This window comes from Desulfuromonas carbonis (assembly GCF_054658035.1).
The window spans coordinates 1,034,759-1,060,275 of record NZ_BAAHXR010000003.1 but is presented as its reverse complement, the minus strand read 5'-3'; the positions used below and the strand labels follow the sequence as shown (position 1 = coordinate 1,060,275).

Annotated in this window: 20 protein-coding genes; 10 read left to right on the top strand and 10 right to left on the bottom strand. The window is 61.7% G+C overall.

Going from position 1 to position 25,517, the window contains the following annotated elements:
• The first annotated feature begins 102 nt into the window (after positions 1–102).
• From scpA to ACYQ8E_RS11775, 6 genes are all read left to right on the top strand, one after another.
• Positions 103–2,253 (top strand): methylmalonyl-CoA mutase, encoded by a 2,151-nt coding sequence (scpA, locus tag ACYQ8E_RS11800; RefSeq protein WP_066729422.1) that lies wholly within the window; start codon positions 103–105, stop codon positions 2,251–2,253.
• Between the two features lie 60 nt (positions 2,254–2,313).
• Positions 2,314–3,294: a methylmalonyl Co-A mutase-associated GTPase MeaB gene (gene meaB, locus ACYQ8E_RS11795; RefSeq protein ID WP_066729420.1), complete on the top strand. Its 981-nt coding sequence runs from the start codon at positions 2,314–2,316 to the stop codon at positions 3,292–3,294.
• A 79-nt stretch (positions 3,295–3,373) separates the two neighbouring features.
• Positions 3,374–3,781 carry a methylmalonyl-CoA epimerase gene (mce, locus tag ACYQ8E_RS11790; protein WP_157471934.1) on the top strand — a complete coding sequence of 136 codons (408 nt, stop codon included), beginning with the start codon at positions 3,374–3,376 and terminating at the stop codon, positions 3,779–3,781.
• Positions 3,782–4,005: 224 nt separating this feature from the next.
• Positions 4,006–4,497, top strand: a complete 492-nt coding sequence (locus tag ACYQ8E_RS11785) for a peroxiredoxin family protein (protein WP_066729417.1) — start codon at positions 4,006–4,008, stop codon at positions 4,495–4,497.
• A 609-nt stretch (positions 4,498–5,106) separates the two neighbouring features.
• A complete protein-coding gene (locus tag ACYQ8E_RS11780; RefSeq protein ID WP_066729416.1) occupies positions 5,107–6,426 on the top strand; it encodes a hypothetical protein in 1,320 nt (439 codons plus the stop codon).
• Positions 6,427–6,580: 154 nt separating this feature from the next.
• Complete coding sequence (locus ACYQ8E_RS11775) at positions 6,581–8,335, top strand: hypothetical protein (protein ID WP_066729415.1); 1,755 nt, start codon at positions 6,581–6,583, stop codon at positions 8,333–8,335.
• 80 nt (positions 8,336–8,415) lie between these two features.
• Here the strand turns inward: ACYQ8E_RS11775 and ACYQ8E_RS11770 are convergent, their stop codons facing one another.
• Entirely contained in the window at positions 8,416–9,408 is a 993-nt protein-coding gene (locus ACYQ8E_RS11770; protein ID WP_066729413.1) for a 4Fe-4S binding protein, read from the bottom strand.
• A gap of 151 nt (positions 9,409–9,559) precedes the next feature.
• On the opposite strand from ACYQ8E_RS11770, the gene ACYQ8E_RS11765 reads away from it, so the two are divergent.
• Positions 9,560–11,338: a M3 family oligoendopeptidase gene (locus ACYQ8E_RS11765; protein ID WP_066729411.1), complete on the top strand. Its 1,779-nt coding sequence runs from the start codon at positions 9,560–9,562 to the stop codon at positions 11,336–11,338.
• Between the two features lie 74 nt (positions 11,339–11,412).
• Here the strand turns inward: ACYQ8E_RS11765 and ccsB are convergent, their stop codons facing one another.
• The 6 genes from ccsB to ACYQ8E_RS11735 all read right to left on the bottom strand — a co-directional run bounded on the left by ccsB (position 11,413) and on the right by ACYQ8E_RS11735 (position 18,521).
• The gene (ccsB, locus tag ACYQ8E_RS11760; protein WP_066729409.1) at positions 11,413–12,270 is read right to left on the bottom strand and encodes a c-type cytochrome biogenesis protein CcsB; all 858 of its coding nucleotides are present in this window, start codon (positions 12,268–12,270) and stop codon (positions 11,413–11,415) included.
• 32 nt (positions 12,271–12,302) lie between these two features.
• Positions 12,303–13,676 carry a cytochrome c biogenesis protein ResB gene (gene resB, locus ACYQ8E_RS11755; protein WP_066729407.1) on the bottom strand — a complete coding sequence of 458 codons (1,374 nt, stop codon included), beginning with the start codon at positions 13,674–13,676 and terminating at the stop codon, positions 12,303–12,305.
• Between the two features lie 114 nt (positions 13,677–13,790).
• Entirely contained in the window at positions 13,791–14,210 is a 420-nt protein-coding gene (locus ACYQ8E_RS11750; RefSeq protein ID WP_066729405.1) for a hypothetical protein, read from the bottom strand.
• A gap of 471 nt (positions 14,211–14,681) precedes the next feature.
• Positions 14,682–16,064, bottom strand: a complete 1,383-nt coding sequence (locus ACYQ8E_RS11745; protein ID WP_066729403.1) for a glutamate--cysteine ligase — start codon at positions 16,062–16,064, stop codon at positions 14,682–14,684.
• Positions 16,065–16,148: 84 nt separating this feature from the next.
• Complete coding sequence (locus tag ACYQ8E_RS11740) at positions 16,149–17,453, bottom strand: pyridoxal phosphate-dependent aminotransferase (protein WP_066729401.1); 1,305 nt, start codon at positions 17,451–17,453, stop codon at positions 16,149–16,151.
• A gap of 306 nt (positions 17,454–17,759) precedes the next feature.
• Complete coding sequence (locus ACYQ8E_RS11735; protein WP_066729399.1) at positions 17,760–18,521, bottom strand: alpha/beta fold hydrolase; 762 nt, start codon at positions 18,519–18,521, stop codon at positions 17,760–17,762.
• Positions 18,522–19,044: 523 nt separating this feature from the next.
• Between ACYQ8E_RS11735 and ACYQ8E_RS11730 the strand changes: the two genes are divergently transcribed.
• Positions 19,045–19,680 (top strand): hypothetical protein, encoded by a 636-nt coding sequence (locus tag ACYQ8E_RS11730; protein WP_066729397.1) that lies wholly within the window; start codon positions 19,045–19,047, stop codon positions 19,678–19,680.
• Between the two features lie 27 nt (positions 19,681–19,707).
• Here ACYQ8E_RS11730 and ACYQ8E_RS11725 read toward each other — a convergent pair whose 3' ends face one another.
• From ACYQ8E_RS11725 to ACYQ8E_RS11715, 3 genes are all read right to left on the bottom strand, one after another.
• Positions 19,708–20,412 (bottom strand): TIGR04211 family SH3 domain-containing protein, encoded by a 705-nt coding sequence (locus ACYQ8E_RS11725; protein WP_066729395.1) that lies wholly within the window; start codon positions 20,410–20,412, stop codon positions 19,708–19,710.
• Positions 20,413–20,800: 388 nt separating this feature from the next.
• Positions 20,801–21,961, bottom strand: coding sequence for a phospholipase D-like domain-containing protein (locus tag ACYQ8E_RS11720; RefSeq protein ID WP_066729393.1), 1,161 nt, complete (start codon positions 21,959–21,961; stop codon positions 20,801–20,803).
• A gap of 14 nt (positions 21,962–21,975) precedes the next feature.
• Positions 21,976–22,647, bottom strand: coding sequence for a flavodoxin family protein (locus ACYQ8E_RS11715; protein WP_066729392.1), 672 nt, complete (start codon positions 22,645–22,647; stop codon positions 21,976–21,978).
• 682 nt (positions 22,648–23,329) lie between these two features.
• Between ACYQ8E_RS11715 and ACYQ8E_RS11710 the strand changes: the two genes are divergently transcribed.
• Positions 23,330–24,142, top strand: a complete 813-nt coding sequence (locus ACYQ8E_RS11710) for an electron transfer flavoprotein subunit beta/FixA family protein (protein ID WP_066729391.1) — start codon at positions 23,330–23,332, stop codon at positions 24,140–24,142.
• 25 nt (positions 24,143–24,167) lie between these two features.
• The gene (locus ACYQ8E_RS11705; protein WP_066729390.1) at positions 24,168–25,511 is read left to right on the top strand and encodes an electron transfer flavoprotein subunit alpha; all 1,344 of its coding nucleotides are present in this window, start codon (positions 24,168–24,170) and stop codon (positions 25,509–25,511) included.
• Positions 25,512–25,517: the final 6 nt, after the last annotated feature.

Sequence of the window (25,517 nt, the reverse complement as noted above, 5' to 3'; positions counted from 1 at the left end):
GTCGTTTGTTTTTCGAGGGAGATTTGCTGGTCGGACCGTACCCCCTGCCCGGCGCATTGCGGCCCCCGGTATTCTGACATCCCGTTGCCCAAGGATCTTGCCATGAGTGAAACCAAGCCCCGCACCACGGCCGATTGGGAAGCCGCGGTCAAGAAAGAGATCAAGAGTGAGGACCTCTCCCGGCTCGACTGGGAGACCCCGGAAGGGATCCGGGTCAAGCCGCTTTATACCCGGCGCGATACCGAGGGGATGGCGACCGCCGACACCCTCCCCGGCTTTCCCCCCTTTGTGCGCGGGCCGATGGCTTCGATGTATGCCGGTCGCCCCTGGACGGTCCGTCAATACGCCGGTTTCTCCACCGCCGAGGAATCGAATGCCTTCTACAAGCGCAACCTCGCCGCGGGCCAGCAGGGACTCTCCGTCGCCTTCGACCTGGCGACCCACCGCGGGTATGATTCGGACCATCCGCGGGTTGTCGGTGACGTCGGCAAGGCCGGGGTTGCCATCGATTCGATCCTCGATATGAAGATTCTCTTCGACTCCATCCCCCTCGACAAGGTCTCGGTCTCGATGACCATGAACGGCGCGGTGCTGCCGATCCTGGCGATGTACATCGTCGCCGCCGAGGAGCAGGGGGTCGCCCAGGACCAGCTGGCGGGGACGATCCAGAACGACATCCTCAAGGAGTTCATGGTCCGCAATACCTATATCTATCCGCCGGAACCGTCGATGCGGATCATCTCCGATATCATCGCCTACACCAGCGAGCAGATGCCGCGTTTCAATTCAATCTCCATCTCCGGCTATCATATCCAGGAGGCCGGCGCCAACAATGCCCTGGAGCTCGCCTTCACTCTCGCCGACGGCCTCGAGTATGTGCGGGCCGCGCTCGCCAGGGGCCTCGACATCGACGCCTTTGCGCCCCGCCTCTCCTTCTTCTTCGCCATCGGCATGAACTTCTTCATGGAGGCGGCCAAGCTGCGGGCCGCGCGCTACCTCTGGACCCGGCTGATCGAGCAGTTCAACCCGAAAAACCCCAAGTCGCTGATGCTGCGCACCCATTGCCAGACCTCCGGCTGGAGCCTGACCGAACAGGATCCCTACAACAACGTCATTCGTACCACCCTCGAAGCCCTGGCCGCGGTCCTCGGTGGCACCCAGTCGCTGCACACCAACGCCCTCGACGAAGCGATCGCGCTCCCCACCGATCACTCGGCGCGCATCGCCCGCAATACCCAGCTGATCATTCAGGAAGAGTCCGGGGTCACCAAGGTCGTCGACCCCCTCGGCGGTTCCTATTACGTCGAGTCGCTGACCAAGGCGCTGATCGATGAGGCGCAGAAAATCCTCGATGAAATCGAAGGCCTCGGCGGCATGACCAAGGCGATCGAGTCGGGAATGCCCAAGCTGCGCATCGAGGAGTCCGCCGCCAAGAAGCAGGCCGCCATCGATTCCGGGCGGGATGTCATTGTCGGCGTCAATAAATACCGGCTCGCCAAGGAAGATCCGATCGAAGTTCTCGACATCGACAATACCGCGGTGCGCGAGGCCCAGGTCGCCCGCCTTGCCCAGCTGCGTAAGGGGCGTGACGAGGCTGCCTGTCAAAAGGCGCTTGCTGCCATCACTGCCGCGTGTGAGAATAAGGAGGCCAACCTGCTTGGCCTTTGTATCGACGCCGCCCGCAAACGCGCCTCGGTCGGCGAAATTTCCGACGCCATGGAAAAGGTTTTTGGCCGCCACCGGGCGGAAATCAGGCTCGTATCGGGAGCATACGGATCGATTGTGGGTGAAGATCAGGATTTTGCCGCGCTGAAGCAGCGGGTCGAGGCCTTTGCCGCCAAGGATGGCCGCCGGCCGCGCATCCTCATCGCCAAGATGGGGCAGGACGGCCATGATCGCGGCGCCAAGGTGGTGGCAACCGCCTATGCTGATGTCGGCTTCGATGTCGATGTCGGCCCCCTCTTCCAGACCCCCGAAGAGGCGGCACGGATGGCGGTGGAGAATGACGTTCACGTGGTCGGCGTTTCCAGCCTGGCGGCGGGGCACAAGACCCTGGTCCCGCAGCTCGCCGCAGCCCTGAAAGCGCTGGGCGCCGAGGATATCGCCATCGTTTGCGGCGGGGTCATCCCGCGCCAGGATTACGAGGCGCTCTATGCCTCGGGGGCGGCGCGCATCTTCGGCCCGGGGACGCCGATCGTCACCTCGGCCGGGGAGACCCTCGATGCCATCGAGGAGAAACAGGCCCGCAAGTAACCGTGAATCAGAGGGGCAGGCCCGCGGGCCTGCCCCGGTTTTTTCCAGAGGTCGGTACGCGTGACCAAGCTTCACGACATCGTAGCCGGAGTCAAGGCGGGCCAACTGCGTGCCCTGGCCAAGGCGATCACCCTGATCGAGAGTCGCAACCTCGACCATTCCCTGGTGGCCACCACCCTGCTCGACGAACTGCTCCCCGCCTCCGGCGGCGCCATCCGTCTCGGCATCTCCGGCGTCCCCGGGGTTGGCAAGAGTACCTTCATCGAGGCCCTCGGCCTTCATCTGACCTGGGCCGGCCACAAGGTTGCGGTCCTGGCGGTCGATCCGACTTCCCAGCTTTCCGGTGGCAGCATCCTCGGCGACAAGACCCGCATGGAGGAACTTTCCCGCGATCCCCGCGCCTTTATCCGGCCGTCCCCTTCCGGCGATACCCTCGGCGGGGTGGCGCGCAAGACCCGGGAAACGATGCTCCTTTGCGAGGCCGCCGGCTATGACGTGATCATCGTTGAAACGGTGGGGGTCGGGCAGTCGGAGATTACCGTTGCCTCGATGGTCGACTTTTTCCTCTTGCTGCAGCTTCCGGGAGCAGGCGACGAGCTGCAGGGGATCAAGAAGGGGGTCATGGAGATTGCCGATGCCATCGTCATCAACAAGGCCGAGGGGGAGAACCGACCCCGGGCCGAACTTGCTGCCCGGCAATATCTGAATGCGCTTCACCTGCTCAAGCCGAAGAGCGCCAACTGGCAAATCCCGGTGCTCCTCTGCAGCGCTTTGCGGGGCGAGGGGATCGCGGAAGTCTGGCAGGCGGTGCTGGCTTGCCGCAAAGCCTGGGAGAAAAGCGGTGAACTGATCCGCAAACGCCAATTGCAGGCCACCGACTGGATGTGGACCCTGCTGATGAATGACCTCAAGGATCTTTTCCTGCGGGATCCCCAGGTCGAGTCCCTGGTCGGGCCGATCCAGGAAGCGGTCGCCAGTGGCGTCACCACCCCTTCGGCCGCATCCCGGCGCTTGCTGGAGGTTTTCAAGCGCGGTCGCTGAAAGGGCGGATGCGACGGGGAATTTTCTCAGGGCAGGCGCGGTAGCAACCTGCGCCAAAATTTATTAAATGGAGGCACCCTTGACCGGTAAGATCAATCACATCGGCATCGCCGTTAAAAGTCTCGAAGCCAGTCTCCCCTTTTACCGGGATATTCTCGGGATGAAATTCGAAGGGACTGAAGAAGTCGCCGAGCAGAAGGTACGGGTGGCGTTTCTGGCAGTGGGAGAGAGCCGCATTGAACTGCTGGAGCCGACCGCCGAGGATTCCCCGGTGGCCCGCTTTCTGGAAAAGAACGGCGAAGGGATTCACCACCTCGCCTACCAGGTGGAGGACCTCGCCGCGGCCCTCGCCCGCTTGAAAGAGCAGGGGGTGCGCTTGGTCGATGAGGTCCCGCGCCGCGGGGCTCACGGCACGCGCATTGCCTTTTTGCACCCGAAAGCGAGCGGTGGCGTGCTGACCGAACTCTGCGAGGCGGCCCCTCACTGATTTCTGACCCGCTACTCGTCCTTCCCTCACACTTCGGCTTACAATGTCGAGTGATGAAAAAAGGGGAAAGCATTAGTTTTTTTTGGCTTGACAGGGCGTTTTATTTTTATGTACCGTTGTTTTAAATTTTAGAACGTCCCTCTTTTTTGGTCGATTACAGCTGCAACAAGGGGGAACCGGCCAGCGCTTGCAGTCGGCAGGGTCCGGTTTCCCGGAGGTGGTTCATGATGAGACGTTTGGTGCCACTTCTGATGCTCGTTTTGGTCTGCTCGGCCCTGCCGGCGGTTGCCGTCGAAACGGGTGCCCTCGCCCCCGATTTTTCTCTCCAGACGCTGGACGGCCGGACCGTGCGGCTTTCCGAATTCAAGGGTAAACCGATTCTGCTCAAGCTGGCGACGACCTGGTGCCCGACCTGCCGCCAGCAGTCCCAGGAAATACTCGCGGTCGCTGATGACCTCAAGCAGTACCAGGTGGAGGTGGTCGAGGTCTTCATCCAGGATTCCCCCCAGATGGTGGAAGACTACCTCAAGGAACTGCCTTACCCGATCTCCCATGTGGCGCTGCTCGACGACGGTTCGGTCTATAAGGCCTACAGTGTCTTTGTCATCCCGCGCACGATTCTCATCGACCGTGACTTCAAGGTCCGCCGCGATGGCAACCTGATGCCGGCCAGCGAGCTGAAGGCGGCCCTGGCGGCGCTGCCAACCGGCAACTAGCGACAAAATGCTCTCCCCTCTTGACAGGACGCAGGGGTCGCCTAGACTTTCGGGGATGTGAAATTGCGTTTCGTAATTGTTCGCAGGTTGAAGTCGGAGTGAATTGACGTTCCCCGATTCTTTCCTCCCGAAAAAGCGTGGCGCAAAAGCAACAGTACGATGCAGGGGCGACACAGGGTAGCGACAGATATTGTGATTGCTCCTGGTTACAAATTAAAAGACATGTAATTTCGACCAGTTACATCTTAATAAAAGAATGCTGCCGGTCCGGAAGTTGGCACTATAGTTGTAATTATAAAAGGTCGTTTTGAAACAGACCAAAGACTCACTGGTTCAATAACCGACCCGTAATGTAAAGTCACTCAGGGAAAGGAGGTGAACGGATGAGGAAACTGGTCACTCTTGTTTTGATGACAATGCTGGCTCTCTCCCTCACTGCTTGCGCCGGTATGGGCAAAAAGGAGGCGACCCGTGTCAAGTGCCCCGCCTGTGGGTATGAGTTTGAAGTTCCTGCGACCAATTAAAGTATCCTGACTCCTCATTGTCGAGGCCAAAGGCGGCTCCAGCGGGAGCCAATCATCGTTCAACATTTTTATTCAGGAGGCAAACGTGAGCAAGTATCTGAAGAGTTTTCTCGTTGTACTGCTGGCCGTCGCCGTGGCGACTCCGGCGCTGGCCGAATTCAAGGTCGGCGGTTACTATCGTCTGCAGGGCATCGCCACCAACAGCGATGACTCCTCGGTCACCTTCAACGGCCAGGGTGCTGTTGACCCGGCGGCCCAGACCTTCATCGACCAGCGCATCCGCGCCAAGATCGACAACAAGCTCAACGACTATGTGACCCTGACCGTCTACACCGAGATCGACAGCTCCTTCGGCGACGCCGGCAAGGACGGCGGCCCCGGCGGCGACCGTGTCGCTGTTGAAGTCAAGAACGCCTACCTCGACTTCAAGGTCCCCAACAGCATCTTCAGTGTCCGCACCGGTCTGCAGGGCCTCGGTGGCCGTTACCAGGGCCTGATCCTGGCTGACGACTGGTCGGCGATCAACGTCGGCATGAAGTTCTCCGACGCCGTCAACCTCGCCCTGGTCTACTCCAAGCCGAGCGAAGGCGCCAAGAACGTCACCGACGACGTCGACCTTTACAATGCTCAGCTGGACGTCAATGCCGGTGTGGCTAAAATCGGCGCCGACTTCATTTATCTGAACAACAGCTCCGTTGGCGCCGCTGCCGCTGCTGGCGCTGGCGACAGCCATCTCCTTGATGGCACCTTTGCTGGCCCCTACCAGCTCTATATCCTCGGCGCCAAGGCTGATGCCAAGGTTGGCGAGGTCGGTATCAACGGTTTCCTCCTCTATGCCTTTGGCTCCCAGGATGGCAATAATGGAAGTGACCTTTCCGGTCTTGCCGCCACCGTTGCTGCCAAGGCCAAAGTTGGCGAATTTGGGCTCGGCGGCCGCGTCATCTACCTGAGCGGCGACAGCGATAAAAATGACAATGACAGCGAAGCCTGGATTCCCAACCTCGGCGGCAACTACGACTTTACTGGCGAGAACCTGATGATCTTCCTCACCGACGCCTACTACAACAACGGCACCGGTGGCCGCCTTGCAACGGAAGCTGCTACCCTGGATGGCGTTGGTCTCCTCGGCCTCACCGCCCAGGCGAATGCCAACATGGGCCCGGTTTACGCCAAACTCGGTCTCGGCTACTTCATGGCCAACGAGACCGCCGCTGGCCAGGACGACCAGATGGGCTTTGAAGCGGCCCTGCGCGTCGGTACCAAGGTTGCTGAAAAGGTCGACGTCAGCCTCAATGGCGCCTATGCCATGCTCGGCGACTACTGGCAGACCGCTTACGGTCGCAACCTCACCAGCACCCCGGACGACATCTGGAAAACCGTTTTCATGATCAACGTCGGCTACTAAGCTGATAACCGGCAGTACCCGGCCCCGGAGGCTTGCCTCCGGGGCTTTTTTCATGCAGAATACGTTGAGCCGAGAGTGGCCAGGAGAGGTCCTTTCCCCGAACGGGTTTCTCCTGACTACTGCCGGATCCAACCACCCTCCCCAAGGAGTTCCTATGCACCTCCTGCTCAGGAAAAGAAGCATACTTCTTGCTGTCCTCCTCGTCTTCGCCGTCGCACCGTCCCTCTTTGCCGCGGATGTCAGCCAGGTCACCAGGGATCTGGCCCCCCGGGCCGGAGTCGTGGTAATGCCGCTGGGGAGCGAATTCCTCATTGACCTCGATGCCAGCAAGGGGATCCGGGTCGGCGACCTGGTGAGTGTCATGCAGCCCGGGGAAAAGATCATTCATCCGGTTACCAAGGAAGTGATCGGCAGCCTCGACACTGTCAAGGCGGTGCTGCGCGTAACCCGGGTCAAGTCGGGTTATTCCTATGCGACGGCGCTCCCCGGTGGCGGCGCCCTGGTCAAGGGGGATCCGATCCGTTCTTATACCGGGATTCCGGCCACCTTCTGGGACTACACCGGGACGGGAGAGAGTCTCTACACCCAACTCAAGGCCGACCTGCCCGACCTCGAATGGCAGCCCTACGGTTTGGCGCAGCAGCAGAAACCGGAAACCCCGGGCCCGGTTCCGGACCTCAAGGGGGTCGTATTCATCCTCAATGCCCAGGGGCTGGGATTGCGGGACAGCCAGTATCAGCCGATCAATTTTTATCCCAACGCAGAGCTGAGCGGCCGGTCGATGGCTGCGCCCCGTCCCGTCCCTGCCAGCCCTGCACCGCCTGCTGTCACGGCTAACCCGGCGATCATCCAGGCGCCGCCGCCGGCACCCGATGCCGGGGTGATTCAGGCCCGGAAAACGGGAGAGGATGGTATCTGGTACGGCCCGGACATGCCCGGGTTGATGATCGGAGTCGCGGCGGGGAATTTTGACGGGAGTGGCAGTATCCAGGTCGCCACCGCCTTTACCGATAAGGTTCTCCTTGGCCAGTTTAGCAATGGCCAGTACCAGGGCGCTGGATTTCTCGATGTCGGAAAATACAGACTGTTGACCATCGATGCGGTCGACCTGGATAAGGATGGCCGCGACGAGCTGTACCTGACCGCAGCCGAGCGCGACCCCGGGAGTGACGCCGAGACGATCTCCTCCCTGTATGCCGAATTTGTTGATGGCGCCCTGCGCGTCAGGCAGACCGGAATTTCCTATATTCTCGGTGGCATCGACGTGCCGGGGGAGGGCCGTATTCTGGTGGGACAGCGCCCGGGAAAGGCGGATCGCACCTATTCCGGGGCCCTCTACCGTTTTGTTAAGAAGGATGGCAGAGTCGAGCGGGGAGCTGAATTCCCCGCACCGACCGACAAGGCGTCTGCCCAGGGTTTCGCGATTACGAATGCGGCAACCGGGCAGCCCGTCTATGTACTGCTCGATATCAACGAGAAGCTGCAGGTTTATGCGGCCGACGGCAGCCAGTTGTGGGAGAACAGCGATGTTGTCGGTGGCACCGAGTCCTACTACAAGCAGCGAAGCGCCAATCCGCGGGATATGGATCTGGTCTATGAGTACCTGAAGGCGCGGGTCGCGGCGACCCCCGATGGCCTGGTCATGGTCCCCTTCAACGAAGGCTCGACCCGAATCTTCAAGTACCGGGAATTTACCAGCAGTTTCCTGACCGCCTACCGCTGGAATGGCCGCAGTCTGCAGGAAGCATGGCACACGGCACCCCAGGGTGGTTCGCTGACCGGATTTTTTTACGCGGATGTCGACAATGACGGCAAGAACGAAGTGATCACCTCGGTGATTTTCAACCATGGCACGGCCCTCAACCCGGGGACGGCGCGTTCAACGCTCGTCATCTACGAGCTTCCCTGAAACCTGCAGATGGATACCCCAACAGCAAGAGCCCGGCAAACTATTGCCGGGCTCTTGCTGTTGGGGCTATTGAAGCAGAATTAACGGGATTGCAGCAGGCGCATGATCGTTTGTTCCGGGACCTGCCCCTCCCAATGGTTGGAGAGACGACCGAGGCCGCTGGTAGCGAGGAAGAGGCCGACGATCAGAAGCGCGAAAACCCAGGACGGGATCACCTGCCGCCTGGCGAGGCGAAAGGTGAGCGCGCCCCGATCGGGGCAGTTATGGACGCAGCGAAAGCAGGCATAGCACTCCGCCGAGCGGACCACCTTCTTCTCCCGCACCGGTAGCCAGGCCGGACAGCGGGCCGAACAGAGGCCGCAGCGGCTGCAGAGATCTTCCGACCGGTTGATTTTGCCGAGGGAGAGGAGGGAAACCAGACCGAGCAGGGCGCCGTAGGGGCAGAGGTAGCGGCACCAGGCCATCTGCACCAGCAGGCAGAGCAGAGCCAGAGCGAGGAGAACAATGATCAGCAGTTGGGACGGATGGCGGAAGAACTCAAGCATGCGGACATCGACAATGATGTGATAGCCGGAACCGAGAAAGGCACGCAGCTGGGGTAGCGGCATCTGCCCGAAGATCTGCACCAGGAAGAAGCCGAGAATGAGGTATTTAAGACTGCGCAGCGGCAGGTCGAGCCAGAAGGGGGGCGCAAAATTGCGGCCGAAGAGGCGCTGACCAAGGCGCCAGAGACCTTCCGAGAGGGGGAAGACCGGGCAGACCCAGGAGCAGAAGCCGCGCTTCAGTAGCAGCCCGGTCAGCAGGGCGGCGACCAGGATCAGCACCGCCGCCGGGTGGACCGGGAAGAGTTCGCCGCTTTGCAGCCAGTAGCGCAAGCCGGCGAGGCCGCTGATCGGCAGGAAGCCGTCGACCCCGGCCGGGCGCGGGTAGCCGGGACTGGCTCCGGCAGCGAGGCGATCGACCCAGCCGGCAAAGCGCCAGCCGAGCCAGAGGTAGAAGAGGAGAAAACCGGTCTGTACCAGATAGCGTGGTAGTTGCGCCGGCAAAGGACCGGGCGACACGTGACGTTTCATGAACTATCCTCCAGGGAGGGTAACTTCCAGCCAGCGAGGTTAACCCCGGGTGGCTGCTCCTGTCAATGGCCGGCCCCTCCTCCCGGAATTGACATCGGGTCGGGGCGGGGCTTATGGTAGCTGGCAAAATCGATTGCAGGGAGATGACCCGATGAGTGATACCCAATGGGACCTTGGCGCCCTTTATGCCTCAGCGACCGACCCGGCCTGGGCGGCGGACCTGGCGCGGGCAGCCGCCAGCGCCGAGCAATTTCGAAGCGATTTCCGCGGCAAGGTCGCCGGGGCTGATGGCGATTTCTTGGCGGCGGCCCTGGTACGTTACGAAGCTCTGCAACGAGCGATTCTGCAACCCTATGCCTACGCCCAGCTCCTGTTCGCCGCCGACAGCCGGGTACCGGCGCACGGCGCCCTGTTGGCGCGGGCCCGGGAAACCTATGCGACAGTGAGCGAGCGGACCCTCTTTTTTGAGCTGGAAGTCCTGCAGATTCCCGCCGAGAGATTTACTGCCCTGCTGCAGGAGCCGGCGATTGCTCCCTACGGCCACTTCCTCGAGCGGTTGCGAGTCGCCGCCCCCTACACCCTGAGCGAGGAGGTCGAGCAGGTCCTCAAGCGCAAGGATCTCTCCGGCCGCGAAGGGTTCGTGCAGCTCTTCGACGAGCTGAGTGCCAGTCTCGTCTTCCCCTTCCAGATGCCGGGCGAAGAGGGGGTGCGGGAGGTGACCGGGGAGGAGCTCCTCGGTCTCCTCTACCATCCGGAGGGCGGAATCCGCGAGGCGGCCTTTGCCACCTTTCTCGATGGCCATGCGCAGCAGAAACTGGTCCTGAACGCCTGTTTCAACAACATTTTGCTCGATCATGGGCGCGAGGCGGAGCTGCGCGGTTATCCCGACCTGATGACGCCGACTCTGCTCGCCAATGAAACGGAGCCGGAAGTGGTGGCGCGCCTCTCCGAGGTTACCGCGGCCAATTACGGCCTCGCCCGCGACTACTTTGACCTCAAGCGGCAATTGCTCGGTCTGGACCGATTGAAGAATAGTGACCTCTACGCGCCCCTTTCCCGGCAGAGCCGGACCATCCCCTTTGCAGAGGCCAGGGAGTTGGTCCTGGGGGCCTTCGCCCGATTCTCCCCGGAGATGGCCGAGGTGGCCGGACGCTTTTTCACCGAGCAGCGCATCGATGCGCTGCCACGGCCGGGAAAGGGGGGCGGCGCCTTCTGCATGGGGGTTGCGCCGGGGACGCCCGCCTATGTTCTGCTCAACTACACTGGGCGTCCCCGGGACGTCGCCACCCTGGCCCATGAGCTCGGGCACGGCGTACATTATGCGTTGGCCGCAAAGCAGAACCTCTTTCACTACCATGCGCCCCTCCCCTTCGCCGAGACCGCCAGCGTCTTCGGAGAAATGCTGCTGACCCGCCATCTGCTCGAACGGGATGGCGATCGCGACACCCGCATCGCCCTCCTCTGCGCCCAGCTCGAGGACATCATCGCCACCACCTTCCGCCAGGAGGTTCTGACCCGCTTCGAGCTGGCCGCCCACCGGCGTCGCGGCGAGGGGCAGCTGAGCAGTGAGGATTTGTGCACCCTGTGGTGGGAGGAGAATGCCAAACTGTTCGGTGACAGCGTTGAGATGATTCCCTCCTACCGCTGGGGCTGGAGCTACATCAGCCACTTTATCCACGCCCGCTTTTACTGCTACAGCTACGTTTTTGGTGAGCTGCTGGTGCTGGCCCTGTACCGGCGTTACCAGGAGGAGGGGGCGGCTTTTGTCCCCCGTTACCTCGACCTGCTGCGGGCCGGCGGCAGCGCCCCGCCGGCGGAGCTGCTGCGCCCCTTCGGTATCGACCTTGCCGGCCCCGGCTTCTGGCAGCAGGGTTACGACCTGGTCGCAGAACTCCTGGCCGAGCTGAAGGGGCTGGTGGCCGGGAGCTGAATCCGGGCGGCGGAAAATGCAACGGGCCGGTCTCCCAAGGGAGACCGGCCCGTTTGCGTTGGTAGAGGAGAGTCTCAGCCGCCGCCGTAGGAGTGGAGGCCGGAGAGGACGAGGTTGACGCCGAGGTAGCAGAAGATGGTGGCGGCAAAACCGATCACCGACAGCCAGGCGGCGCGCTTGCCGACCCAGCCGCGGGTGAAGCGGGCGTGCAAAAAGGCAGCGTAGATGAACCAGACGATCAGGCTCCAGGTCTCCTTCGGGTCCCAGCTCCAATAGGTCCCCCAGGCGTAGTTGGCCCAGGCTGCGCCGGTGATGATCCCCAGCGACAGGAGCGGAAAGCCGATCATGATCGCCTTGTAGTTGATGTCGTCGAGGACCTTGGCGCTCGGGAAGAGGGCGAGGATGCCCCCGGCCGGCGCATCGCCGCTCCCCCCTTCCTTGCCGACCTTGATCAGGTACATGATCGACACCCCGCAGGCGACCGCGAAGGCGGCGTAGCCGAGAAAGCAGGTGATGACGTGGTAGGTCAGCCAGTTGCTCTGCAGCGCCGGCACCAGCGGGTCGATGGCGTCGTTGAGGCCGAGCTGCGCCCAGGTCATGCCGAGAAAGGCGAAGGGGACGACAAAGGCGCCGATCGCCCGCTGCTTGTACTTCAGGTCGACGAGGATGTAGATCAGCAAGATGGTCCAGGTGAAGAAGACCACCGACTCGTAGAGGTTTGACAACGGTGCCCGGCCGGCGTCGCCGAGCAGGGCGTAGGACTCGTACCAGCGTAGCCCGATCGCCGCGGTCTGCACCGCAAAGCCGAGATAGGCGAGGATGTTGCCGAGCAGGGCGATGGTTTTGTTGTGGGTGACGAGGTAGAGCAGAAACAGAATCATCGCCGAGAAGTAGCCGATGGTGACAAGATTGAAGAGCATTGTACTGGTCATAGCGCTAGGTCCTCCTTAAGGACGTTTAAAAACTACTTGAGTTCGTCGCGAAACTGCTTCTTGAGGTCGTCAAAGAAGATCTCGAAGGCCGGCTGGTTGCGATGGGCGCTGCCGCCGATCTTGACCCCGACCTTGCCGCCGGCGAGGGGGAGCAGGGTGACCCAGATGCGCCGATGGGAGAGGAAGAAGGCGGTCATCGAGCCGAGCACCAGCATCGCGCAGCCGAGCCAGACTACCCACACCCCCGGGTCCTTGGCGACCTGCAGCCCGGTGTAGTAGCGCTGCTCCATGTCGAGCAGGCTGAAAATGTAGTCACCGCCGCGCTGGGCGTCGAACTCGGGAAACGCCTTGAGGACGACGAAGGAGCGGGCCTCGCCCTGGGGCGGAGTCACTTCGATGCGCGCCGCCGGGCCGAAATCCTGGAACGCCTCGGTCGAGTCGACGACCCGCACGCTGCCGCCGCCGGGCAACATCAGCCGCTGCCCCTGGCGCCCGGCGAGCTCCTTCACCTCGCCGCTGGCGCGGACCTTGACCCGCAGCTTGATGGTCGGCTCGCCGGTCGGCCCGTAGCTCGACTGGTAAAAGGTGATCCCCTTGTAGGTGAGCGGGTCGTTGACGATGATCGGCCGCTGGTCGACCACGGTCTTGCCGCCGTCGATGACCGTCAGCACGCTCTTGAACTCCTTGGGCCGGCCGCCCCCGCCGCCGCCGTAGAAGGAGACCGAAAAGTCGTCGCAGCGCACCTGGAAGCCGAGGTCGATCGGTTCGCTCGCCCCTCGCGCCCAGACCTTGTCGGTGGCGGTCCCTTCGACGATGTTGACGAAGGCCTTGTAGCCCCAGAGCGAGCCGATGATGGCGCCGACAAAGATGATGATGATCGAGAGGTGGGTGACGTAGACCCCGAAGCGGGCCCAGGGCATTTTTTGCGCAAAGAGGTGAACCTCCCCCTCTTCCCCGGCGGTGACCACCGGGGTGGCGAAAGCCTTGCCGAGCAGGGCGGCGGCGCGCTCGCGCAGCGCCTCGATCCCCTCTCCCTTGACCACCACCTCTTCGCTGTTGGGCAGGGTGCGGTAAAAGCTTTCGGCGGGGGCCAGGACCGGTTCGTGGACCGTCTTCCAGACCTTGGGAAAGCGCTTGATCGAGCAGGCGATGAGGTTGAGGGCAAAAATTTCGAGCAGGCCGAGGAACCACCAGGAGTGGTACATGTCGGTGAAGTTGAGCGCGCTCAGCACCCGGTAGGTGGTCTCGCTGTACTCCTGCAGATACTCCTGCGGCGATTTCCCCTGCTGCACCACGGTGCCGATGATCGAGGTGATGGCGAGCAGGATCAGGGTGGCGATGGTCAGCTTCAGGGAACAGAAAAAATCCCAGATGGCGTCAATGATGTTGGTTTTTTTGCTACTCAAGTGATGACACTCCCGAATCGTGGCTTAACGGAAAGAAAGCCGTCACCGAAGGAGTTTCCCGGCGAGGGCAAAACAGTTAACAGGGTCCGGCAACGGGGCCTGGTCCAGGAAAATTCAATTCAGGAGGACAACGGTTTCGAGGAGGGTGAGGGCAGGGTTTTCGATCGGCGCCGTATGGGGGACAAACCCCGGATTGCTGGCGGCAAAGAGGTAGTGACGGCGGCCGTGAAGGGTCGCGGAAAATTGACCGGGACTGTCCGGAAGTTGAGAGTCGGGGCGCGGGTAAGAGGTGAGCAGGCTCTCCGGCCCGAGCGGGAGGTCGCAGCAGGGTGCGCTGCCGGAGTGAACCTGGGGCTGGGTGCGGTCGCTGAAAGTCGCCACCACCCGGTGCAGGGGGGAGACCCGGCAACAATCGAAGGCAAAGAGGTTCGGTTCCTGCCAGGGGGCCGGCCCGGTCGTCAGGCTCGCCCCCACGGCCCAGACCGCGAGGAGCAGGAGGGTCAGGGTTGATTTTTTGAGGACACAATTCAACATGGCACGCCGAAAGGTAGATGGTTTTCTACCTTAGCCGAAGCAGGTGATGCAACGCAAGAGGGTAAATGAAACCCGGACCTGGAGTAACGGTCTCCATTAACCTGGGCAATGAGGTTTGCTACGCCCCCCGAACTGGGCCTGGAGGTCGATGGCCGGTCCTCTGCCATCGTCTGGCCCCATCCCATAAAAGGACGCTTGGCACCCTTGAGGCAGGTTGAGGGATATATCCCCGCGGAGAGGTAGTTTCACGAGAAAAGGGTCGGGCCGGTTCAGGGGGAGGCTGTCCCCGAACCGGCCCGGTGGTGGTCTTGCAGAGTGCGGTAAATCAAGGAGGTAGCAACGGCTCGCCTGCCACAACGAGCCGCAGCTGGAATTGAGTATACGAGCTGCCCTTGGACGTTGCTACGTGGCGATGCGTAAAAACTCAGGGGCGAATGGACGCCTGCCGACTGTGCGAAAGCACAGTCGGGTTTACATGACCGGTTCTCCGGAACAGCCGAAACCACAGTGCCGGCAAAGCGCCTGAAGCTTCTCCTCGCGGGAGCCGCGCCAGTCCGCAAGAAGACGCTCGGCAAGAGTCACGCCGCTGGCGGCGATCTCCTCGATGCCATCGAGAAAGTGCGCCTCATCCTGCCCGTGCCGGGCGGCGGCCGCCTGCCGCTGCAGGGAGCGGCGGGCAATGGCCAGTGCCTCGATGGCAATCTGCTGCAGGCTGCGGCCCTGGTGCTCGGCCTTGAGCCCGCGCCGCCAGGCATCGCGAGTCAGCTGGTCGCGGCCGGCAGCGTCAAGGGCCGAAAAGATGGACCAGATCTCCTCCCGTGCCGAACGGTCGTAGAAGAGCCCCTTGGCGAGGGCGGAAACAGCGAGGGTCAGGCGTGCCGGCAAGGTATCGGCAGAGCGCAGTTCGATCTGGGGACGCAGCCGCGCCTCGGGGAAAAGAGTTGACAGGTGCAGGTCCCAGTCGGCGAGGGTTGCCCGGTGCGGACCGAAGCCCTCGGCGAGGAAGCGGCGAAAGGTAAACCGTTCCCTGGTCAGGTCGAGAAAGCGCTCCTGACGCTGGATGAAATACATCGGAACGTCGAGGGCGTACTCGACATAGGTGTGGTAACCGGCCCCCTCGGTAAAGATCGCCGGTAGCAGCCCGGTCCGGTCGGGATCGGTGCGCGACCAGATTTCGCCGCGGGTGGAGAGCACCCCGCTCGGCCGACCATCGAGCAGGGGCGAATTGGCGAAGAGGGCATAGAAGAGGGGCGCTACGGCGAGGCCAATCCGTAACTTGGTGATGCAATCGGCTTCGTCCTGGTAGTCGAGGTTAACCTGGATCCCGGCGGTCTGCTTCATCATCCGCTGCCCCATGTCGCCAGTCCGGGCCATGTAGGGGGCCATGATGGCGTAGCGGGCCTTGGGAACCCAGGGGATCTGTGCGGTGGGAGTAAAGGGCTGCACGCCAAGGCCAAAAAAGCAGAGCCCGAGGGCCCGGGCCTTGTCGACGACGGCGGCAAGGTGGTTGGCAAAATCACCGTAGCTGCAATGGAGATCTTCACAGAGTCGGCCGGAAAGCTCCAGCTGGCCACCCGGTTCCAGGGTGATCGACGAATGAGGCCCGAAAAGGGCGATGAGATGGCCGTTTTCGCGGATCGGTCGCCAGCCCCCCTCGGCTTCCAGTGTCCCCAGCAACAGTTCGACCCGGCTGTAGTCGGCGGCTTCTCCGGTCTCGCGATCGAGGACCAGTTTTTCGACCTCGGTACCGATTCCCCAGTCGTGGGGAGGTCGCGCTCCCCGTGCGAGAAAAGCGACGAGATCGGCAACGGAGGCAACCGGCGTGTCGAGGTTGGCTTTGGCCAGGGTACTCATGGGCTTGCTGTCTCACGCGCCCCGGAGGCCGGTAGCGAAATGGGCCGCCGGCCCGCTGTCGGAACCGGCGGCGCGCAATGCGATTCAGGACTGCAGGTAGGCCTTGATGCTTGCGGCCAGGGTCGCAAAGATCTTGGCGAACTCCTTCTCGTCGCGTTCCAGCAGGGTTACGCGGAACCCCTGCTCCAGGGTGCAGAATGAAGAGAGCGGGACAACGCAGATGCCGGTCGCGGCGAGCAGGTAATAAACGAAGCGCTTGTCCAGGGAGCAGCCGGGCTGGGCGACCAGTCCTTCGACCAGGTCCCTCACCTCCTTGATCTCGATGGGGAGGGACTGCTTCTGGGTGAGGGCGCCCTCCTTGAAGGCGACCGACATGTAGAAGGCGCCGTTGGTGCGGTTGACCTTGATGCCGGGGACGTTTTTCAGCAGGTCGTAGGCGACGTTGGAGCAGCGCTCGTAGCGGGCCTTGCGCTCTTCGAGGTACTTCGGGTACTCGGGGTGACTGAGCAGGGCGGGGATCGCTTTCTGCGGCAGGGTAGTCGAGCAGACTTCGACCATCTTCGAGTTGAGAATGCTCTGGGTGTACTGCTTGAAGACCGGGTCCTTGTCAGCATTGTAGACCTCGATCCAGCCGCAGCGGGCACCCGGCCACGGGGCTTCCTTGCTGATCCCCTTCATGGCAATGGCCGGCACGTCCTCGATCAGGTCGGAAATCGGCTTGGTTGACTGGCCGTTATAAACGATATTGTGGTAGATCTCGTCGGCAATGATGAAGAGATCGAATTCTTTGGCGATGGCGATCATCTCCCGCAGAATCCGTTCCGGGTAGACCGCGCCGGTCGGATTGTCAGGGTTGATGATCAGGATGCCGGAAATCGCCGGGTTGTACTTGATCGAGAGGCGCAGGTCATCGAGGTCCGGAAACCAGTTGTTGTCGGGGTCAAGCCGGTAAGAGACCGGCTTTTGGCCAGCATGGGCGGCTTCCCCGGAGGAGTGGGTCGAGTAGGTTGGCGAAGGACCGATGACCCGAGCCTCGCGGCGCAGAAAGCCGTAGACCTTCTGGATGGCATCGCCGAGGCCGTTGAAAAAGAGGATGTCGTCAGGGGTGATCTGGGTTTTCCCCCGGGTATTGACAAGGTTTGCGAGGAACTGCCTGGTCTCCAGCACCCCCCGGGTTGGGCAGTAGCCGTAGGAGCAGTCCTTCATCGCCAGGTCGGCGACGATCTTCTTCATCCAGGCCGGGATCTTCTCCCCCTTGGCGACCGGGTCGCCGATGTTCTCCATGTTGGTCTTTATGCCGAGGGCCTTGAGCTTGTCAGCGATATCGACAATCGCCCTGATCTCGTAGGTTAGTTCGCCGGCGCCGATGTGTACGATGTTGTTGCGCATGAAAATTCTCCATCCCGGAATGCTCTGTTTTTTCTTGCCACCAAAGAGAAAGGCCATGGACTCTCTGCCATGGCCTTGATTACTTCATCATGAATCGGGTCAGATTCAGGTTACCAGGTGCCAGACAGGGTTGGTTCCTTGAGAAGCGGCGGCCGCCGCGCTCATAGCTCGAGCTGCATCTGCTGGCTTCGGGTCATTCCGGAAAATCATAACCACCACCTTCTGCTCTTTTGACGAGAAGTCTGGTTAACATACCGGGGCGGGGAATGTCAATCCATTTCCTTGGCAGCAGGGCGAAGGCCGCCGTCAGCTCTGGTCCAAAGCCGGGTCTTCCTCGTCGTCGAACAGGGCGTCGGCGGGGAGGAGGGCCTGCAGCAATCCCTGCAGTGGGGCACTCAGGGCCCGCCATGGTCGGGAGCGGCGGACCCCTGTTGAAAGAGGGTGCATCGCCGTCGGGTTGCGCTCTTCTTCGATTAGCAGCGGGGGGAGCCGGAGGGCGGCGAGCAGTGCGGCACAGTCTTTGTTGTGACCGTTCGGGGATGCGCTTCTCATTTCAATCAGGTGGTGAATCCAGGCTTGCAGCCGTGGCAGCCTGGAAGTGGGAGCCGCCACGATCTGGCGACGCAGAAAAACCTGTTTCAATGCGTCGCAGCGGCCGCGGCGCAGGGCCTTCAAGGCCTCCTTGCTGCAGGTTCTGCGGCGCAGGTCGGCGGCAAGTTCCGCCGAGACGACGAAGCTGGCCGCGGCAACGCGCCGCGAAAAGTTTTCGAGCAGGTCCAGGGTGGTATATCCACCGCGGCCGATGCCGATAAAAACAGCACGACCGATGCCAAGCGTATTGAGCAGGGAGAGCACCAAGGCGGTCCCTTCGGCAGCGGGCAGGGTCGCCCCCCCCTGACCGAGGCCGTCGGGGTTGATGATGATGACCCGACAGCCGCTCCCGGCCAGGGCCTCGAAGTGGGTTTGGCGCAGTTCCTGGTTGGAAGTCTGATCGTGGAGCACGACGACTGCCGGACCCTTGCCGAAGTCCTCGTAATGAAGTTCCGCGTTGGTTTTTTTATAAAGCATGGCATGACCTCGCTGGGAGAAAGGAGACGTTGGAGCGATCAATCAATGCAGTGGATCGCGCCTGGTATTTGGCTTCCTTTTATATATAGCAACGAGCATACCAATGTTTGAAAAATTAGTTATCCCGGAAAAAGAATAGAAAAAACGATAATTTTCCCGTTTGTCAATAAAGGGTCTCGGCAGGCCGACCGCAGATGTTCTTGCAATTTTGCAAAACCAAAAATCGCATTAATTACAATAAATTATTATTTTCGATCCGGGAACGATTGCTAAGTCATCGAAACTAAATATAAAATTTAATAGTCAACTTCCGGTTACCCGGTTTTGCGTAAATGCAAAACAGTTTTTGATTTTCAGGGAAACAGCGTAGAGGGCACCAGCCACCGACCGTGGGTGGGCCAGGTCGTCGGCGGCTGGTGCGCCGTTAAGTGGGGTTTGGCGGGGGGTGGAGAGAAATTACCATGACGCGGTAGAATGGTATGGAGGTGCCGGGTGGAGAAGGGACCGAACAAAGGAGGAGATCGTGAAGCGTTTCATGGCTGGCCTGATCGGTTGCGCTCTGGTACTGATTGGCGGCTGCGTGCCCGTGGGCGTCGTGCCGATCGCCGAAGTGCAGCCACTCCCCTATCGATTCATTCTTGCCTGGTCATCACAGGTCGCCGACCCCTACTATGTCCTTGCCGGACCGAGCGAGTCCTACCGGCGTTTTCCATTCAATGCCTGGGCAGAGTCAGCACTGGAAGAGCAGCTGGCCCTGCGCTCGTCGCGAGAAGGGGCGCCGTTGGTCAAGGTCGCGGTGAAATTGCGGGAGGTGACTACCGACTATCGCCAGGTCGGCGAAGCACCGGTCATGAATGGAATTCTCTTGGCCGGATTCGGTGGTGGGCTGGCGAGCGTTGCCGGTGATTTCGATCAGGACGGGGGGCGCTCCATTCCGGAAGAGATTTACAAGAGCGCACGCCTTGACGGCGAGCTGGAGCTCTACCTGGGCGATCGATTGCTGACCCGGCAACACGTGGCGAGCGCGGTTGAGCAGTTGGTGCGTTGGGAAGATTTTGACGCCTGGAGTTATGATTACGGCAGCGTCCTGCAGGCGCTGATTGCCGACCTTCGCACGCAGGTCGACCAGATCCTGTTGCAAGCCTTACCCGGCACCTGAGTTTTCCAAAAGCCGCGCCGGTGCTGATCAGAACCCGCGGCGTTTTTTGCGGGAAATCTTGCCGACGACCCAGCCGAGGAAAAAGACTCCCCCTCCGGCCAGGAACCACTGGATCATGCCGGTCCGCAGCAGGGTGTTATTCTCCTCACGCAACTGGTCGAGTTCGGCATTGAGCCGGTCCCGCTCCCCCTGCAGTTCTTCCCGTTGCGCGGCAATTGCGACTACATCGCGGGCATCCTGCTGCAGTGCCTCGAACCTGGCACTGACCGCGGTGAGTTGATTGCGGGTGGTGGCCAATTCCTGCTCGGTAGCGGTGAGCTTCGCCTGCAGGTCGGTGACCAGGGTTTCCTGTTGCCGGCGGGCCGCTTCCAGCTCGCTGCTGGTCGCACCCTGAGCTTCTTCGAGGCGTTTCAACTTGCGTTGCAACTGGTCCCGCTCGGCCTGCAGCTGTTCGAGCTGCAGGCTTTTGGGAAGGGCATCGGTCACGTACTGGCTGAGAACGTAACCCTCTTCGCCGTTGGGGCTGCGCACCTTGAGAAACCGCCCGCTTTCCGCGAGAACCTCAAGGGGGGTGTCGGTCCGCACGGTGGTGACGACGGGAGCGTCGGTACTCGGTTCGGTGCGCAGGGTGATTATCAGCTGGTCGCTGACATAGCGCGTCTCCGCCGCTGCCGGAAGGGTGAACAGCATCAGCAGGACGAAAATGAGGGAGATAACCAGGTCGCGTGCCATGAGCATCCTCCGTAGGCATTCAAAAGTAACAATCGGCCTGTCAATTCGTGACCTTAGACCGGGTTGGACGGATAATCAAGGGGAAATTTTCCTTCGTTGGCGTTGACGGCCGCTGCCGGGGTCGCTAGAATCGGTCCAAAACCACGACCGAGGGAACCCATGAATCAGTATGAAGTAACCTACCAGCAAGGGAGTGAAACCCGCTCCGCCCTGGTTGAAGCCTCCGGGCCCGTCGATGCTGAACGCAAATTTCTCGCCAGCCGACCGGCCGGGTCTGTCCAGGTCCTCTGTGTCGTCCGACAATAAGCCCCCCGTTCTTCCCCCCTCTCTCTAAGCGAAGCGACCCCTCCGGCCCCTCTTTGTGCAGAATCCTTATCCCAGCGGGAGATCAGTGCGGCGGGCCTGGAGGCCTCGGTTCGCTGATCCGGCGGACCAGCGCTTCCACCGTTGCCCAGACCTGTTCCAGTCTGCGCCGCCACCAGGGCCGCTCCAGCCAGCTCTGGAGGTCAATCTCCCTGCAGAGGGCAAAGTCGGCGGTGAAGAGCCGCACCAGTTCCCCGATAAGCTCCGGATCCTCCAGCTCCTGATTCGCTTCCAGGTTCCAGCGCAGGTTCCAACGGTCGAGATTGCTTGAGCCAATGCTTGCCCAGTTGTCGCAGAGCTGTACCTTGGCGTGGAGAAAGCGGGGCTGGAATTCGAAGATACGGACCCCGGCCCGCAGCAGGGATTCATAATGGCGGCGCCCGAGATGCCGCACACTCGGATGATCGGTGCGGGGACCGGGGAGGAGGAGGCGAACATCGATCCCGGCCCGGGCGCTGCGCTTGAGCGCCCGGCGCAGTTTCCAGGAGGGGAGAAAGTAGGCGGTGGCGAGCCAGACCCGGCCTTTGGCCCGTCTTACCCTTTTGAGCAGGGAGCGAATGATATCAGACTGCTGAAAGAAGCGGCCATGGGCAGCTACTCTGCCACTGCTGCCACCAGGCAGCGGCATCCCGGCTGTCGCTGGAATGGTCAGCGGTACACCGGTCGTCCGCTCCCAGGTGGTCCCGAAAAGGACGAACCAGTCACCGCCCAGCGGCCCGCGAATTTCCAGCATCAGTTCATGCCAGTAGTCGGTCGGGTGCAGGGCGGGGGAGAAGAGGTCAGTGATCCCGGCCCCCCCGGTGAAGGCGAGTTCACCGTCCACCAGGAGGAGCTTGCGATGGTTGCGTTGCAGGTTCCGGCGCCAACGATTGCGGCGCAGCGGATTGTAGAAGGCAAGCTGAACGCCCGCCTCCAGCAACTGCTGCCGGTGGTGGCGCAGCAGCAGGCGGCTGCCGAAGTCGTCCAGCAAAAGGTAGACCGGGATCCCCCGGGCAGCGGCTGCGGTAAGGGCGGCAATGAAACGCTCGCTGAGTTCCCCTGATTCGAAGAGATAGAATTCAGCCAGAACCGAGAGTCGGGCACGATCAATCGCCTCGAGCATGGCGGGGAAGAAGGCGTCTCCGTCGACGAGGAGGCGGAACTGGTTGCCGCTGCGGCGGGGATAGGTGAACTTGGCCGGGTTCATCGTCGTGGCGGGGGTCAGTCGCTGGCCCTTGACTGCCAGGACTGGTACTCGTAGGGCCACTCCTCCTTCATGGCGAAGACCAGTTCGCGCATCCGCTGGCTGAAGGCGCGAATTTCCTGCTCAACCCGGGGGTCCCGGGCCTGGGTCTGCCAGGCGGTCACCAATCGCTCGCCGAGGAGTCTCGCTTCGTGCTTGAGGCCGGCAGTAAATTGACCGTCGGGAAGGGCACCCATGGTGGCATGGACGGCGCCGACGGGATGAATTCCGGTGATGGTTAAAAAACGTTGCAGGTAGCTGGTGACCGGTTCATCGCCGCCCCCCCCGGAGGTAACGACCGCGGCCCCGTATTTCCCCTTGAAGTCGAGCAGATGGATGACCCCGCAGCAGCGATCGAGAAAAGCCTTGAGCTGGGCGCTGACGTTGAACAGGTAGTTGGGGCTTGCCAGGATCAGGCCATCGGCGGCTGCGATCCGGTCCCGCACCCTGGTGAAATCGTCCTGTTGAAGGCAGTGGCCGATCTTGTGGCAGGCATCGCAGCCATTGCATGGCCCGATCGTGAGCTCCGAGAGATAGATGGTTTCGGCTTTGGCGCCGGCGGCGCTGGCTCCGGCAAGGACTTCCTGCAGCAGTCGGGCGGTATTGCCCCGTGGTCCGTGCGGACTTCCAACGATGGCGACCAGTTGCATGGGACACCCCTCTTCATTTTGTTCGGGACCGGCCTTATGCGGTCGTGTTTACGATAGCCGGAAAATGTCGTCCCGGCAGGGGGGGGGAAGGTTTTGACGGTTGCATTGTAACACGGCGGAACCATTCGTCCGCGCAAACTTCATCCTGCTGCCAATTTAGGCAAATACCGTTGGGGCGTTTCGTCCCCTTGCCCCCCCGGGAGGAACCAGGTTCGCTGGCGCGTTTCCCAGGCAGGCAGGTATCCCAGAATAGCCGCAAAAGCTAGTGGTCAGGCCATTTTACCTCAATTTAACGGGGCTCCTTTTGGGTTGCCGGGCCAGGGAAAATAGTATACCTTGCGAAACGGCACCCACTGGAGGGGGTGCTGGTGGAGCGCTTAGCTCCCCTAATCGTAATTTGTTGCCCTTATGAAATTGCCTAAAATATTACCATTGACAGCTGAAAAAGACGGCATCCCTTCCCCGGAGGGGGGCGCTTGGGGTGCTTTGTGCGATGACAATCCCTTCTCTTCCGGGACCTTGGCCGTTGCAATTGGCCCTGGCACGATCTCTGCGATGGGGTTGGCTCCGTTACCGGTCGGCACGACGATGTGTCCGCCGTTTTCTGCAACGAAGCTCACCAGGCCTTAGCCCTGGCTGAGCTTTTTTCGTTTTCCGCCAGTTTTTTTTGAGGATACCTTCCATGCTCGTCATTTCCTGCGTCAAACAGGTGCCGGACACGACCCAGGTCCAGATCGATCCGGTCACCAATACCCTGGTCCGGGAGGGAATCCCGTTCATCATGAACCCCTACGACACCCATGCCCTGGAGGAGAGCCTGCGCCTCAAGGATCGCTACGGGGTCCGGGCGGTGACTCTGTCGATGGGGCCGCCCAACGCCGAGGCGACCCTGCGCAAGGCCTGCGCAGTTGGCGTCGATGAAGCGATCCTCCTCTCCGATAGGGTCTTTGGCGGTGCCGACACCCTGGCGACGAGCAGGGTGCTGGCGGCGGCGATCTCCCGCCTGGCGGAAGCCGAGGAGGTTGCCCTCGTCATCTGCGGCAAACAGACCATCGACGGCGACACCGCCCAGGTTGGCCCCGGCATCGCCAGTCGACTCGGCTACAGCCAACTGACCCTGGTCGATCGTATCGAACAGCTCGACCTCGCCAACAAGACGGTCCGGGTGCGGCGCAAGCTCGAGGGGCGGCACGAGATCGTCGAGGCGCCGCTGCCGGCGGTATTGACCGTGGTGCGGGAGCTCAACCGGCCCCGCTATCCGACCGTGCCGATGCGCCTGGCCGCCAGGGAGATGGAAATCAAGCTCTGGAGCAACGAGGTGTTGGGCCTCGATGTCAATGGGATCGGGCTCAAGGGGTCACCGACCTGGGTCAGCCGGATCTTCTCCCCCGAGCGGGAGAAGGGGGAAATTATCGGCGATGGAACCGCTGACCCGGTCGGGACGGCGCGCCTGCTGGTGGACAAGCTGCTGGACAAGGATTTGCTGGCGCTCTGAGCCGGCCTCTCCCCAAGGAACGATCATGACCGAAGTGAAAAAAATCAAAAAGCCGCGCGGCAAGGCACGCCTGCTCGACAACAGCTGTATCGCCTGCGGTGAACGCTGCCTCAGTTCCTGCCCGGTCGATGCCATCACCATGAACGAGGCGGGTGAACCGATCATTGATTACGCCAAATGCATCGGCTGCGTCAAGTGTGTCAAGGTCTGCCCGGCCCAGGCGATCGAGATGTTTTTCACTCCCGAAGAGCAGGCGATTCTGGACGAAATTGCCCGCCAGCAAGGGGATAGTCAAGAAGTGCCGGAGGAGGAACTCGATCCGGAAGCGCTGCGCATCCGGGACCTGCTTGCCACCTATCGCGGGGTCTGGGTCTTCATCGAGCAGACCGATGGCGAGCCGGCCAAGGTCTCCTGGGAGCTTCTCTTCACCGGCAAGGCGCTGGCCGATGCCCTGCAGGTCGAACTCTGTGCCGTGGTTATCGGAGATCAGGTGGAGCACCTCTGCGCCGAGGCCTTTGCCTATGGCGCCGACAGGGCTTACCTCCTCGATGCAACCGTCTATCGACATTATCGCACCGAAGCCTACACCCGGGCGCTCTGCCATCTGATCGACCGTCACCGGCCCGAAGTGATCCTGATGGGGGCGACTGGCGTCGGCCGGGATCTGGCCGGAGCGGTGGCGACGGTCGTCAAGACCGGACTCACCGCCGACTGTACCGGCCTGGCCATTGATGACAAGCGCAACCTGATGCAGACCCGTCCGGCCTTTGGCGGCAATATCATGGCGACCATCATGTGCGACAAGTACCGGCCGCAGATGGCGACGGTCCGGCCGCACGTGATGCAGATGCCGGAATACGTCGCCGGCCGCGGCGGCACGATTGTTCGCGATTCCTTTGCTCCTCCGGAGGAGGAGATTCTGGTCAAGGTCCTTGAGGTGATCGAGGATGGCGCCGGGCACGGCAAGGTCGATATCGCCGGCGCCAACATCATCGTCTCCGGCGGCCGCGGCCTGATGGGAAAGGAAAATTTCGCCATGCTGCAGGAACTGGCCGACGAACTCGGCGGTGTGGTCGGCGCCTCGCGCAGCGCCGTCGATGCCGGCTGGATGCCGGGGGACCGCCAGGTCGGCCAGACCGGCAAGACGGTACGCCCGACGGTCTATGTCGCCTGCGGTATCAGTGGCGCCATTCAGCACATGGTCGGCATGCAGGATTCGGATGTGATTATCGCCATTAACCGCGATCCCGAAGCGCCGATCTTCCAGATCGCCCATTACGGCATCGTCGGGGATATATTCCAAATCGTCCCGGCGATCACTGCCCGCATCCGCGAACTGCGCCAGTCCGCGCGCCGCCAGAGTGCCTGACCCCAA

Excerpts from the sequence above, each read along its gene's own strand:
- ACYQ8E_RS11765 (WP_066729411.1), top strand. The coding sequence starts at position 9,560 with ATGAGTGATACCCAATGGGACCTTGGCGCCCTTTATGCCTCAGCGACC.
- ACYQ8E_RS11740 (WP_066729401.1), bottom strand. The coding sequence starts at position 17,453 with ATGCGCAACAACATCGTACACATCGGCGCCGGCGAACTAACCTACGAG.
- ACYQ8E_RS11715 (WP_066729392.1), bottom strand. The coding sequence starts at position 22,647 with ATGCAACTGGTCGCCATCGTTGGAAGTCCGCACGGACCACGGGGCAAT.
- ACYQ8E_RS11745 (WP_066729403.1), bottom strand. The coding sequence starts at position 16,064 with ATGAGTACCCTGGCCAAAGCCAACCTCGACACGCCGGTTGCCTCCGTT.
- ACYQ8E_RS11710 (WP_066729391.1), top strand. The coding sequence starts at position 23,330 with ATGCTCGTCATTTCCTGCGTCAAACAGGTGCCGGACACGACCCAGGTC.
- ACYQ8E_RS11720 (WP_066729393.1), bottom strand. The coding sequence starts at position 21,961 with ATGAACCCGGCCAAGTTCACCTATCCCCGCCGCAGCGGCAACCAGTTC.
- ACYQ8E_RS11750 (WP_066729405.1), bottom strand. The coding sequence starts at position 14,210 with ATGTTGAATTGTGTCCTCAAAAAATCAACCCTGACCCTCCTGCTCCTC.
- ACYQ8E_RS11735 (WP_066729399.1), bottom strand. The coding sequence starts at position 18,521 with ATGCTTTATAAAAAAACCAACGCGGAACTTCATTACGAGGACTTCGGC.
- scpA (WP_066729422.1), top strand. The coding sequence starts at position 103 with ATGAGTGAAACCAAGCCCCGCACCACGGCCGATTGGGAAGCCGCGGTC.
- ACYQ8E_RS11785 (WP_066729417.1), top strand. The coding sequence starts at position 4,006 with ATGATGAGACGTTTGGTGCCACTTCTGATGCTCGTTTTGGTCTGCTCG.
- ACYQ8E_RS11770 (WP_066729413.1), bottom strand. The coding sequence starts at position 9,408 with ATGAAACGTCACGTGTCGCCCGGTCCTTTGCCGGCGCAACTACCACGC.
- ccsB (WP_066729409.1), bottom strand. The coding sequence starts at position 12,270 with ATGACCAGTACAATGCTCTTCAATCTTGTCACCATCGGCTACTTCTCG.
- ACYQ8E_RS11725 (WP_066729395.1), bottom strand. The coding sequence starts at position 20,412 with ATGGCACGCGACCTGGTTATCTCCCTCATTTTCGTCCTGCTGATGCTG.
- ACYQ8E_RS11705 (WP_066729390.1), top strand. The coding sequence starts at position 24,168 with ATGACCGAAGTGAAAAAAATCAAAAAGCCGCGCGGCAAGGCACGCCTG.
- ACYQ8E_RS11775 (WP_066729415.1), top strand. The coding sequence starts at position 6,581 with ATGCACCTCCTGCTCAGGAAAAGAAGCATACTTCTTGCTGTCCTCCTC.